This is a genomic window from Mesorhizobium sp. B2-5-13, from assembly GCF_006440535.1.
Classification (GTDB): domain Bacteria; phylum Pseudomonadota; class Alphaproteobacteria; order Rhizobiales; family Rhizobiaceae; genus Mesorhizobium; species Mesorhizobium salmacidum.
The window spans coordinates 215,567-228,040 of record NZ_VFUI01000004.1 but is presented as its reverse complement, the minus strand read 5'-3'; the positions used below and the strand labels follow the sequence as shown (position 1 = coordinate 228,040).

Annotated in this window: 12 protein-coding genes; 11 read left to right on the top strand and 1 reads right to left on the bottom strand. The window is 63.2% G+C overall.

Going from position 1 to position 12,474, the window contains the following annotated elements; translation table 11 throughout:
• Window position 1: 1 nt before the first annotated feature.
• The 11 genes from FJ434_RS09555 (at window position 2) to FJ434_RS09500 (ending at window position 10,905) form a co-directional block, all read left to right on the top strand.
• On the top strand, window positions 2–952 hold the full coding sequence (locus tag FJ434_RS09555; RefSeq protein ID WP_140745874.1) for a PfkB family carbohydrate kinase: 951 nt from the start codon (window positions 2–4) through the stop codon (window positions 950–952).
• Between the two features lie 84 nt (window positions 953–1,036).
• Complete coding sequence (locus tag FJ434_RS09550; RefSeq protein WP_140745871.1) at window positions 1,037–2,182, top strand: ABC transporter ATP-binding protein; 1,146 nt, start codon at window positions 1,037–1,039, stop codon at window positions 2,180–2,182.
• A gap of 111 nt (window positions 2,183–2,293) precedes the next feature.
• Window positions 2,294–3,541, top strand: a complete 1,248-nt coding sequence (locus tag FJ434_RS09545; RefSeq protein ID WP_140505644.1) for a sugar ABC transporter substrate-binding protein — start codon at window positions 2,294–2,296, stop codon at window positions 3,539–3,541.
• Window positions 3,542–3,661: 120 nt separating this feature from the next.
• The gene (locus FJ434_RS09540) at window positions 3,662–4,558 is read left to right on the top strand and encodes a sugar ABC transporter permease (RefSeq protein ID WP_140505642.1); all 897 of its coding nucleotides are present in this window, start codon (window positions 3,662–3,664) and stop codon (window positions 4,556–4,558) included.
• Between the two features lie 6 nt (window positions 4,559–4,564).
• Window positions 4,565–5,407 carry a carbohydrate ABC transporter permease gene (locus FJ434_RS09535; RefSeq protein ID WP_140745869.1) on the top strand — a complete coding sequence of 281 codons (843 nt, stop codon included), beginning with the start codon at window positions 4,565–4,567 and terminating at the stop codon, window positions 5,405–5,407.
• A gap of 206 nt (window positions 5,408–5,613) precedes the next feature.
• Window positions 5,614–6,435: a sugar phosphate isomerase/epimerase gene (locus FJ434_RS09525; RefSeq protein ID WP_140745867.1), complete on the top strand. Its 822-nt coding sequence runs from the start codon at window positions 5,614–5,616 to the stop codon at window positions 6,433–6,435.
• Between the two features lie 4 nt (window positions 6,436–6,439).
• Window positions 6,440–7,516, top strand: coding sequence for a Gfo/Idh/MocA family oxidoreductase (locus FJ434_RS09520; protein WP_140745865.1), 1,077 nt, complete (start codon window positions 6,440–6,442; stop codon window positions 7,514–7,516).
• Window positions 7,516–8,334, top strand: a complete 819-nt coding sequence (locus FJ434_RS09515) for a sugar phosphate isomerase/epimerase (RefSeq protein ID WP_140745863.1) — start codon at window positions 7,516–7,518, stop codon at window positions 8,332–8,334. Before FJ434_RS09520 ends, FJ434_RS09515 begins: the two co-directional genes overlap by 1 nt.
• Window positions 8,334–9,164 carry an alpha/beta hydrolase gene (locus FJ434_RS09510; RefSeq protein WP_140745861.1) on the top strand — a complete coding sequence of 277 codons (831 nt, stop codon included), beginning with the start codon at window positions 8,334–8,336 and terminating at the stop codon, window positions 9,162–9,164. Before FJ434_RS09515 ends, FJ434_RS09510 begins: the two co-directional genes overlap by 1 nt.
• Entirely contained in the window at window positions 9,161–9,883 is a 723-nt protein-coding gene (locus tag FJ434_RS09505) for a ribulose-phosphate 3-epimerase (RefSeq protein WP_140714758.1), read from the top strand. Before FJ434_RS09510 ends, FJ434_RS09505 begins: the two co-directional genes overlap by 4 nt.
• Complete coding sequence (locus tag FJ434_RS09500) at window positions 9,883–10,905, top strand: ROK family protein (RefSeq protein WP_140745859.1); 1,023 nt, start codon at window positions 9,883–9,885, stop codon at window positions 10,903–10,905. Before FJ434_RS09505 ends, FJ434_RS09500 begins: the two co-directional genes overlap by 1 nt.
• A gap of 165 nt (window positions 10,906–11,070) precedes the next feature.
• Here FJ434_RS09500 and FJ434_RS09495 read toward each other — a convergent pair whose 3' ends face one another.
• The gene (locus FJ434_RS09495) at window positions 11,071–12,399 is read right to left on the bottom strand and encodes a dicarboxylate/amino acid:cation symporter (RefSeq protein ID WP_140505625.1); all 1,329 of its coding nucleotides are present in this window, start codon (window positions 12,397–12,399) and stop codon (window positions 11,071–11,073) included.
• Window positions 12,400–12,474: the final 75 nt, after the last annotated feature.

Below are 12,474 nucleotides of genomic sequence, written 5' to 3'. Positions count from 1 at the left end.
GATGCCCACCGTCCCTTCAATCCTCGGCTTCGGAGCTATTGCGATCGACGACATCGTCTATGTCGATCAGCCGTTGTCGGCGGGCAAGGGGAAGGTTCTGCAAAGCGCCCGAGCTTTCGGCGGAAATGTCGCCACGGCCCTTGCCGCCGTCGCGCGGCTTGGCGGAACCGCCGGGTTCATCGGATGGCTGGGCAGTGCCGCGGACGACGCCGTGCTGTGCGATCTCGTTGCGAGCGGCGTTGAAACTGCATTCGCGCCGCGCCACCCGCACGCACGCCCGGTGCGCTCGCGGATCACCGTCGGGTCGGATGGGGAGCGGTTCATCGCGTATGACGACGAAGCGATGCTGGGCACCGCGCCGGACTTTCCGGACGAGGTCCTCAGCCGCGCGACAGTCCTGATCGTCGATAGTTACGCGATCCGGACGCTGGATGTCGTGGTTCGGGCTCGCGATCTCGGCCTTGCGATCCTCGGCGATATCGAATGGAGCAGCGGCCCAGCCACCGAGAGATTGATCGCGCTGTGCGATCATCTCATTCTTCCCCTGGGCTTTGCGCGGGCTGCCACGGGGTGCCGATCGCCCGCCGAGATTCTCGATGCCTTATGGTTGCCGTCGCGGTCCGCCGTGGTTCTGACGGACGGCGGCAGGGGCGTCTATTATCGCGGACGCGACGAGACACGGCTCTGGCACCTGCCTCCGCATCGGGTCGCCGTCGTCGATTCGACCGGCGCCGGTGACTGCTTTCATGGCGCGTATGCCCTTGCATTGGAGCGCGGGGCCGACACCGCACGCCGGGTCGCATTCGCGGCCGCGGCGGCGGCCCTTTCGATAACGGGGCGGGGCGGGCGCGAGGCGCTTCCGACCGGCAATCAGGTCATGGAATTCCTGGCATCGGCGAACGCGCCGTCAGCAGTCGAACTGAAATATGCGCAGCTCGATACTGGAACCTGAACTATCGCAGAAAGTATTTCGCAGGTGAACACAAGCCGAGGAGAATTATAAAAAGCGGTGAATTAGACTTGTGGAGGGAGGAAGATGGCAGAAGTCATTCTTGAGAATATCTGCAAAACCTACGGGAACAATTTCAACGCGATCGATCACTTGAACCTATCGGTCGAGGACGGTGAGTTTTTGATTCTCGTCGGGCCGTCCGGTTGCGGCAAATCCACCGCGTTGCGGATGATTGCGGGATTGGAGGACATCACCAGCGGCAGCCTTCGGATCGGCGGGATCGACGTCGTCGACATGCCGCCCAAGGACCGCGACATCGCGATGGTCTTCCAGAGCTACGCGCTCTACCCGCATATGACCGTGTTCGAAAACATCGGCTTTTCGATGCGGCTGGCAGGCAAGCCGAAGGCCGAGCGCAAGAAGCGCGTGGACGAGATCGCCAAAACCCTTCAACTGACATCGCTGCTGGACAGCAAACCCGCGAACCTTTCAGGCGGACAGCGTCAACGGGTTGCCATGGGTCGCGCCATGGTGCGCGAGCCAGCCGCCTTTCTCATGGACGAACCCCTTTCCAATCTGGACGCGAAACTGCGTGTTCAGATGCGCGCCGAAATCACCAGCCTGCAAAAGCAGCTCGGCGTCACGACCATATATGTGACCCACGACCAAACCGAAGCGATGACGATGGGGGACAGGGTCGCGGTGTTGAAAGGCGGCGTGCTGCAGCAGGTCGACACCCCCAAGAGACTCTATGAATCGCCGGTGAACGCCTTCGTTGCCGGCTTCATCGGTTCTCCTTCGATGAACCTTTTCGAGGCGACCCTGACGGGCGACGACCTGATTTCCGGTACCTTCGCCGTCCGGCTGCAGGATGAGGCCTTCATCCGCAGGCCGGCCTTGAGATCCTATGCGGGACGCAAGGTCGTGTTCGGGATCCGACCGGAGCATCTCTATGACAGCAGCCTCGAATCCGGCCGCAAGTACCAGACGATACCGGCAAAGGTGACCTCGATCGAAGAACTCGGGTCCGAGCACATCGTCCATCTGAACATCGACGCGGTCCGGGTGGACTCCGGCGACCCGGACGCGGTGGAGGATTTCGGCCGGGCGTCGAACGCGGTGGCGAAATTCGAACCGGTCAGCACAGTCCGCTCCGGCTCGGAAATCCAGTTGGCTCTGGATGACGTCAAGCTGCATTTCTTCGATCCCGAGACGCATCTGGCGATCTGAAGATCCGTGGCAAGGCCCGCAGGCGAGGGCGAGGCATCTGCGTAAGAAGACTTCTGAATAACCAGACGATCGGCGGCATTGTGCGGTCGATCCCCAGAGAAGGAGGAGAATATGACGTTCCGTATAAAACCCGCGATGCTGAAAATAGCCGCGGCCGCATGGTTGCTTGGCGCAACCGGCGCCATGGCGGACACGACGCTGGAATTCACCCAATGGTGGGAGCCCGAATTGCCGGCTGGCTCTCTCAGGGCGATCATGGATGACTTCGAGGCCGCGAACCCCGGAATCAAGGTGACGCTGGTAAGCGGCCCCTACGCGACCACGCGAGACCAGATCTCGGTTGGTGCCGCAACCGGAACGCTCAGCGACGTCGTCGGTCTCGACGGCGCCTGGGTAAACAATCTGAACGCGCAGAACGCGCTGGCCGACATGAACCCGATGATGGACGCAAGCGGCTTCGACAAGAGCCAGGTCGCGGATATCATCAAGGTGGACGGCAAGGCGGTGATGTTCCCGGTCGCTTCGTTCGTCTATCCGGTCTTCGTGAATTTGGACCTCGCCGCCCAGGCAGGCGTGACCAAGCTGCCGTCGACCCGAGCGGAATTTCTCGAAGCCGCCAAGAAGATGACGCACGCCGACAAGAACCAGTACGGCTGGGTGCTGCCGCTGTCGCTGCAAACGCCGTCCGGTGTCCAGAACGACATGATGTCATGGGTCTGGGCTTCGGGTCAGTCGATGATGGCGAACGGCAAGCCTGACCTCGAGGGCAAACCGGTGGTGGATATGCTCACCTTCGTCAAATCACTCAACGACGCCGGCACCATCTCGCCCGGCATCGCCACCAAGACCGAGCAGGAAAAAGTCGAGGAATTCGTCAACGACCGCGTCGGGATGATGATCGACTCGCTTGCGCATGTGAACCTTATCCGCAAGCGCAATCCCAAGCTGAACTTCGACCTCATCCCGGTCCCGGTCGTGGAAAACTATACCGGAAAGCGCGGCCTTCCCTATGCCTCCTGGGGCATCGGTATCTCCGCGGCCTCGAAACATCAGGAGGAGGCCTGGAAACTCGTCCAGTACTTGATGAGCGAAAAGGTGAACGCCAAGCTCGTTTCGCTTGCAAACGCCTTCCCGGGTAACGTCAACGCCAAGCCTGACTTCGTGACGTCTGACAAGGCTTTCGGCAAGGCTTTCGAGATCTTCAAGACCGGCTATCTCGCCAACGAGTTCACGGGCCTGCCGGTGGCTGAAGACCTGATGACCCAGTTCGACGTGCAGGCTCAAAAGATGCTTGCCGGTGAGCAAAAGCCGGAAGAGGCAGCCGCTGCCGCGCAAAAGGGCTGGATGGCGAAATTCTGATCGGCGGGCTCCGCTCTCGCGGCCCACTTATCGGTTGGCCTGCCATTAGGCGGGCCAACCGGCAGATGGCGAACCTGAATGGTATTTGAAGCTCTTTTCTCTTGTCGCGAGGTTGCCACCATGACCCGGCAGAAGCGCTCCCATCACAAGCTCAAACGAGCTATGGCGCCCTATCTCTATCTGTCGCCCTCGCTGCTCATAGTCGGGCTCCTGATGCTGTTGCCTATGGTCACGGTGATTGCCTATTCCTTTCAGAACAGCGCGGTGCTGCGTCGTGATCCATCCTTTGCCGGGCTAAAGCACTATCAGGCGATCTTTGACGATCCCGTGTTCTGGGCTTCGCTGTGGCATACGCTCTATTTCACATGCATGAGTGTCGTTTTCCATATGACCATCGGTATGGTCTTCGCACTCATGCTGAACAGCGACCGCATCAATCCGACGCTGCGCAATGTGCTGCGCGTGCTCTACATACTGCCTTGGCTGTTCACCGCGGTGATCATCGCCGTGATCTGGCGTCTCTTGCTTGAGCCGAACGGTGTCGTGAACAGCATTCTCATGCAGATGGGCATCATCGGTTCCAAGATCGAGTGGTTTTCCTCGCCCGAGACCGCGCTGCACGCCGTCACTTTCGCCAATATCTGGGCGGGCTACCCGCTTTTCATGGTCAGCCTGCTCGCGGGTCTGCAAGGCATTCCCAAGGATTTCTACGAGGCCGCCGATATCGATGGGGCGAAGGCCTACCAGAAGCTGATCTTCATCACCATCCCGCAACTGATGCCGATCATCATCAGCATCTCGCTGCTCGACTTCATCTGGACCATGCAGGTCTTCCCGTTGATCTGGATAACCACGGGCGGCGGGCCGATATACGCGACCGAGGTCCTCAGCACTTACACCTACAAGCTGGCGTTTTCGAGCTACAACCTGTCCCAGGCGTCGGCGAGCGCTGTGGTAATCCTGCTGATCTCTCTCGGCCTGACGCTGTTCTATATTCGCTATCAGCGGGCCAGGTAGGACGCCATGAGGAAACGGCACTCTGGCAAAGACAAACTGATCACCGTCGCGCTGCATGTTGCTCTTGCGGCAGGGCTGTTCTTCGCAGCCTTCCCGATCTACTGGATGCTCAGCAGCTCGTTCAAGTCGAATACCGAAATCTTTGCCCTGCCACCAACCATCCTGCCGAAGGCCTTCACGCTGGAAGCGTATGCAGCCATCCTCGGCGACCCGGTAAAGCTGCGCTTCTTCTTCAACAGCTACTTCGTGGCGGGAGCGGTGACCGTGCTGACAGTGCTGATCGCCTTGCTGGCGGCCTACGGGTTCAGCCGCTTCAACTTCCGCGGCAAGGGCAGCCTGAACACGCTCATCATCAGCACGCAGACGATCCCGCCGATCACACTTTTGATCCCCTTCTTCGGGCTTGTCGTTTCGTACGGCATCTTCGACACCTATGTGGCGCTGATCCTGACCTACCTGGTGTTTACGTTGCCCTATGCGATCCTGCTGATGACAGGGTACCTCAACACGTTGCCACGCGATCTCGATGAAGCCGTCGCCGTTGACGGCGGCACGAGTTGGACAGCGCTCTGGCGAGTGATCGTCCCGATTTCTCTGCCTGGTATCGTGGCGACGTCGGTCTACACCTTCCTGTTATGCTGGAACGAATTTCTCTTTGCGCTGACGCTGACGAAGTCAACGTCCATGCGCACCGTCCCGATCGGCATACAGCTGTTGATGGGGCAGCACGCCTTCGAATGGAACCAGATGATGGCGATGAGCGTGCTCGGCTCGCTACCGCTCTTGCTCATCTACCTCGTTGCCCAGAGGTTCTTCCTCGCCGGCATGACCGCAGGCTCGGTCAAGTAGGATGTCCATCCAAGGAGAACTGACGGAGCAGGCCCCCGTGTGTTGCAATAGATCATTGGACCCTATCTGCTGGCGGGCGATATCGCCGCGGCCTCGGCCGTCGTCCCGTTCCGCTGATCATGCTCGTGCTGTTCTTCCAGCGCCACATCATCGAAAGCCTGACGCAGCGCCGCCTCAAGGAATAGGCGGAATCAAGGAATGAAAGGATGAACGTGAAAGACCTCAAAGTCGGCTGCCAGACCTTCACCTGGGAAATGCTGGGAGACCGGTTCACCGGTGGCCCCGACGATCTGTTGAAGGCGATCGCGGATGGCGGCTACGCCGGCATCGAGATCACCGACACCATGATCGGCGGCTACGCCGGCAAGCCAGCCGAGTTCGCCGCCGCGCTGAAGTCGTCTGGCCTGGCGCTCATTTCCTTCGCCTTCGGTTCGAAGAGCGGCTTCACGCTGAAGGATGAGATCGGCGCCGACCTCGAAACCGCCAGGCGCTGGATCGATTTCGTGGCAAACTTTCCCGATGCGCTGGTGTCGATGGGCTCGGCGACCGTCGTCTCCAACGGGCCGCGCGACGACAAATTCGCTATCGCGGCCGAGCTGTACAACAAAGCCGGCGAGCTCGGCCGCAAGGCCGGTGTCCAGATCGCGGTGCATCCGAGTTCCCATCACAACACGCTGCTGTTCGACCGCGCCGATTACGACGCGATCTTTGCCTTGCTCGACCCCGATCTGGTCGGCTGGGTGCCGGATACCGGTCACATCCTGCGCGGCCACAAGGATATGGCCGATACGCTCACCACCTACCGCGACCGCATCCGCTACATCCACCTCAAGGACGTCGACGCCAAGGGCACGTGGGCGATGCTAGGCAAAGGTGTTTGCGACACGCCACAAGTCATCGAGATCGCCGGTACCGCGCCGAACTTCAACGGCTGGCTGGTGCTGGAAGAAGAATCCGACACCGCGGCCGCCGATCCGGCCGGTGCGGTCAAGACCAACCGCCAGACGATGCGCGGCTACGGGGCCTGAGACGATGATCAAGAAACACGACAGACGCCTCAGGGTCGGTGTGCTCGGCTGCGGCCCGATCGCGCAGTTCGCGCATCTGGAATCCTGCGTCAAGGCCGGCAATGCCGACCTCTACGCCATCTGCGATGCGGCACCCGATCTGCTCGCCCGCATGGATGCCACCTATGAACCGCAGAAGATGTATGCCGACTATGACGCCATGCTCGCCGATCCCGAACTGGAAGCGGTCATCGTCGCCACGTCGGATGCCTATCACGTGCCGATGTCGATCAAGGCGCTCGATGCCGGCAAGCATGTTCTCTGCGAAAAGCCGATCGGTACCTCGGTCGAGGAAGGCGAGGCCTTGGCGGAGGCGGTCAAGCGCTCCGGCAAGGTGCTGCAGGTCGGCCACATGAAGCGTTTCGACCCGGCGCTGGAGGCCGCGCGCGACTTCGTCCGCGACGAGATCGGCGAGGTTCTGGCGCTGAAGGCCTGGTATTGCGATTCCACCCATCGCTATACCAACACCGATGCGGTGCAGCCGCTGCCCGTCACCAGCAAGCTGGCGAAGAAACCTGCGGGCAATCCGAAGGCTGATCTCAGGCAGTATTTCATGCTGGCGCATGGCTCGCACCTCGTCGACACCGCGCGCTTCCTCTGCGGCGAGATCGTTGCCGTGCGCGCCCGCCTCAACGAGCGCTTCGGCGCCTATTGCTGGTTCGTCGAAACCGAATTCGCCAGCGGCGCGCTTGGCCATCTCGACCTCACCGTCGCCGTGCGCATGGACTGGCACGAAGGGTTTCAGCTTTATGGCGAGAATGGTTCGGTCATCGCCAAGACGTTCAACCCCTGGTATTTCCGCGCCAGCGAGGTCGACATCTTCCACGAGAAGGACGCGACCTCGCGAAAACCGCTCGGCGCCGACGGCCATTTCTTCCGTCGCCAGCTCGAGGGCCTTGCCGACACGGTTCTGAACGGCGCGCCGATGCGCGGCGCCAATGTCGAGGACGGCATCGCCTCGATCCGCGCCATGGTGGCGATTGCCCGTTCTGTCGAGACTGGCGAGCGGATCGAGCTCGCCTCGGTTTCGGGTGCGGTCTGATGCGCCTCGGCATCTTCGCCAAGACTTTTCCGGGCACCGATCCGGCCGCCGTCTTGGCCACGGTCAAGCAGGCCGGATACGAGACGACGCAGTTCAATCTCGCCTGCGCCGGCCTGCCGTCGATGCCGGACGTCGTGCCGGCGGATGCGGTCGCTGCCATCCGCGCCGCCGCGCGATCGTCAGGCGTTTTGCTGGCCGCGCTGTCGGGCACCTACAACATGGCGCATCCCGACAAGGCTGTGCGCGACGACGGACTTCGCCGCCTCGCTATCGTCATCGAAACGGCGGCAGCCCTCGACATCCCGCTGGTGACGCTTTGCACCGGCTCGCGCAACGCAGCCGACCAATGGGCATATCATCCCGACAACGTCACGCCGGCGGCCTGGTCCGACATGGCCGCCGAGATGGAAAAGGCGCTGGCGCTCGCCGAGAACGCCGGCGTCGATCTCGGCATCGAGCCCGAGCAGGCCAACATCGTCACCTCGGCCGGGGATGCGATGCGCCTGATCGCCGCCATGGGCTCCAAACATCTCAAGATAGTGCTCGACCCCGCCAACCTGTTCGAGCATGCAACGCCGGAGGAAGCGCACGTTATCGTCGCCGCCGCGATCGATGAGGCAGCCGGCCACATCGCCATGGCGCATGCCAAGGACCGTTTCGCCGACGGCCGCTTCGCCACATCAGGCCAGGGCGTCGTCGACTTCCCGGACTTCGTCGCGCGCTTGAAGGGCGTGGGTTTCGATGGCGCGCTCGTCACGCACGGCTTGCCCGCCGATGAAGCTCCTGGCGTCGCAATCTTCCTGCGAAGGCTGCTCTGATGGGTGTCGCGCCGACGATCATGCTGCGCGGCGATGCAGCGCTCCGTGTCTTCGACATGGGGCAGGGCCTTCCCATCGTCTTCCAGCATGGCCTCGGCGGCGATGCCGCCCAGGTGGCGCAGAACTTTCCCGACGGCCCGTCGCGCCGCCGGCTGACCGTCGAATGCCGTGCGCAAGGCGGCGCCAGTGCCGGCAGCGAGCGTCCGTTCTCGATCGCGATGTTCGCCGACGATGTGCTGGCTGCCGCCGATGCGGCGGGAATGGAGCGCTTTGTCGCCGGCGGCATCTCGATGGGCGCGGCGATCGCGCTGCGTCTCGCATTGCATCACCCGGATCGCGTCTCTGGCCTCGTGCTGGTGCGTCCGGCCTGGGCTTTCGACGCGGCGCCTCAAAACATGCAGCCTTACGTCGAAGTGGCGGAACTCATCGACCGGCTTCCGCTGGACGAGGCGCGCGATGCCTTCGCGTCCTCCGCGACGGCAACCCGCTTTCGCAGCGAGGCCCCGGACAATCTCGCTTCGTTGCTCGGCTTCTTCGAGCGCGAGAATGCAACCGTCTTCGCCGAGGTAATGCAGTCGATCGCCAATGATGGGCCTGGTGTGACGCGGGCCGAAGCCGCCGGCCTTGCAAGGCCCACGCTGGTCATCGGCAGCGGCATCGATCTCGTCCATCCCGTGGCGACCGCCCGCGAACTGGCGGAAACGATCCCGAACGCGGTCTTCGCCGAGGTGACGCCGAAGGCTATCGACAAGAACAGCCATTTCGCCGAAATCCGTGCCGCCATCGGCAGCTTCCTCGACAGCAATTTCAACAACCAGGAACAATCATGATCTCGAAAGCCCTGTCAGGTCCGGCCGCCATCGCCGCATTGCCGCGCGACCGTCTGATCGCCGAATTCTCATCGTGGTCTGCCAATCTCGCCAATTTCGAGAGCGACCTCAGGCGTATCGAACCCTATGTCGATCTGCACCACATCGATGTCGCGGACGGCCATTTCGCGCCGTCCTTCCTGTTCTTCCCCGATCTCGTCGCCCGCATTGCCAAACTGACGGCCAGGCCCATCCACGTCCATCTGATGGTCGACGGGGCGATCGTCGAGGAACAGACCCGCCAGTTCATCGAGGCTGGCGCCGACATGATCAGCGTCCATGCCGAGAATGGCGAATCGGGTCTGCGCGCGGTGCGGCTAGCGCGTGCACTCGGCGCCGAAGCCGGCGTCGTGTTGAGGCTGGAAACGCCGGTCGAGGCGGTGACGCCTTTCGTTTCCGAGGTGGCTTTCGTCACGCTTCTCGGCACCGCGATCGGGGTCAAGGGCCAGGGCCTGTCGGAGAAAGCCTGCGACAGGCTGGGCGAGGCCCGCGCTATCCTGCGGAACGCCGGCCGCGAGGCGGCTGTGGTGCTCGCCGCCGATGGCGGCATCCGCCACGAAACCGTGCCGCGGCTTCGCGCGGCAGGTGCCGAGACCGTGGTGCTCGGTTCGCTCGCTTTCGGCGACAAGGATCTCGCCGGCCGCATCGGCTGGCTGCATGATTTGAAGGTCGCGGCCTGATGAGCATTGAAGCCGCTCTTGCGATCGACCTTGGCGGCAGCGAGCTTCGTGCCGCTCTGGTTGACCGTGACGGCAAGATACTGGCCTTCGCGGTGGTGCCGACGCAGGCGCAGGCCGGCCCCGATGCAGTGATCGGCCAGATCGAGGCGCTGGCCGCGACCGTCCATGCCGAGGCGCCGGGGCTGTCGATCCTCGGCGTCGGCGTCGGCGCGCCGGGCCCGCTCGATCCGCTGGCCGGCATCGCCGTCGGACCGCCGACGCTGGCCGGCTGGCAGGACGTGCCGCTGGCCGACATCCTCGAGCGGCGGCTCGGCCTGCCGGTGCGGCTGGAGAACGACGCCAATGCGGCCGCACTTGGCGAATGGCGCTTCGGCGCCGGCCATGGCGCGCGCTCACTGGTCTTCGTCACCGTCTCGACCGGGATCGGCGGCGGCGTCGTCGCCGACGGGCGCATCCTGCATGGCCGCCGCGGCCTTGCCGCGGAGATCGGCCACATGACCATCACCAACGAGGGCGAGCGCTGCGTTTGCGGCGTCGTCGGCTGCTTCGAGGCCATCGCCTCGGGAACCGCGCTCGGCCGCCGCGCCAATGCCGCCACGTCAGCCTTCGATGGCTCCACGCTGCGCCGCCTGTCGGCCAACGCTGAGGTGACGGGACGCCACGTGGTCGAGGCCGCGCGGCTGCAGGATGGTCTCGCTGTGGCCCTGCTCGAGGAGGAGGCCCGCTGGCTCGGCGTCGGCTTCACCAATCTCTTGCATCTCTATTCGCCCGACGTGCTGGTCGTCGGCGGCGGCATCGCCAATGGCCTCGACCTGATGGCGCCCGTCATCGGGGCGATCATCCGCCAGCGCGCCATGCTCGCCTATCGCGACGTGCCGGTCGTCCAGGCCCAGCTCGGCCGCCACGCCGGGCTGGTTGGTGCCGCCAGCCTTGTCCTGTTCGACGATTTCGGCACGTTGGCGGCTCCCATGCCTGTCGGCCCAAGCACATATCCGGACACGAGGAGGGACTTCAATGGCTGAGCTCAAGCTGCGCGGCCGGATCGCGATGCAGGTCGATCCGTCGCGCTGCCATTTCTTCGGCGCAAAGGCGAGTCGCCGCTGGGCAAAGCCGTCTGACATCACGGACATAGGCCGATGGCCGCAAGCTGGGTGCCTGCGGCCATCGTCATTTCACGGAACGGCGGATTACTCGGCGGGAACGATGTCCGCCGGCAGGCTGTCGTCGGCCGTACCAGCCAATGCCCTGGCCAGCTTGGCTTCATCGAGCTCGCCCTCCCAGCGCGCCACGACCAGCGTCGCCACCGCATTGCCGACGAAGTTGGTCAGCGCCCGGCATTCCGACATGAAGCGGTCGACGCCAAGGATCAACGCCATGCCAGCTACCGGCACCGAGGGAACCACCGAAAGCGTCGCGGCCAAGGTGATGAAGCCGGCCCCGGTGATGCCGGCGGCACCTTTCGAAGAGAGCATGGCGACCAGCAGCAGCAGGATCTGGTCTGATATCGACAGATGGATGTTCGTCGCCTGGGCGATGAACAGCGCCGCCAGCGTCATGTAGATATTGGTGCCGTCGAGATTGAAGGAATAGCCGGTCGGGATGACCAGCCCGACCACCGAGCGCTTGGCGCCGGCCTTTTCCATCTTCTCCATCAGCGAGGGCAGTGCGGCTTCCGACGACGATGTGCCCAGCACCAGGAGGAGCTCTTCCTTGATGTAGCGGATCAGGGAAAGGATCGAGAAGCCGTTGTAGCGGCAGACCGCACCGAGCACGACGAACACGAACAGGAACGAGGTCGCGTAGAAGGTTCCGACCAGCATGGCGAGGTTGATGACCGAGCCGATGCCGTATTTACCGATGGTGAAGGCCATCGCGCCGAACGCGCCGATCGGCGCTGCCTTCATCAGCACCCCGACCAGCTTGAACATCGGCGCCATCAGCGCCTGCAGGAAGTTGAGCACCGGCGTGCCTTTGTCGCCGACCAGCGCCAGCGCGATGCCGAACAGCACCGAGAAGAACAGCACCTGCAGGATGTCGCCGTCGGCGAAGGCGCCGACGATCGTGCCGGGGATGATGTTCATCAGGAAGCCGGTGACTGACTGGTCATGCGCCTTGGCGGCGTAAGTGTTCACAGTCGATGCGTCGAGCGTTGCCGGGTCGATGTTGAAGCCGGCGCCCGGCTGCACGACATTGGCCACGACAAGGCCGATGATGAGCGCAAGCGTCGAGAAGGTGAGGAAGTATAGCATCGCCTTGCCGGCGACGCGGCCGACCTTCTGCAGGTCGCTCATGCCGGCGATGCCGGTTGCGACCGTCAGGAAGATGACCGGGGCGATGATCATCTTGACCAGCTTGATGAAGGCATCGCCGAGCGGCTTCATGCTCTCGCCGATCGACGGATAGTAATGGCCGAGCAGGATCCCGACGGTGATTGCTACGAGCACCTGCACGTAGAGCTGGGCATAGAGGGGCTTGCGCTGCGCGGCGGGCGCGGCGGATTGGTCTGCGATATGCATCGAACTCTCCCTGGCCGGATGGACGGAACCCGCCCTGCGTGACTTCTCCCATCGCGGCGCTCCGGTTGCCCGCCG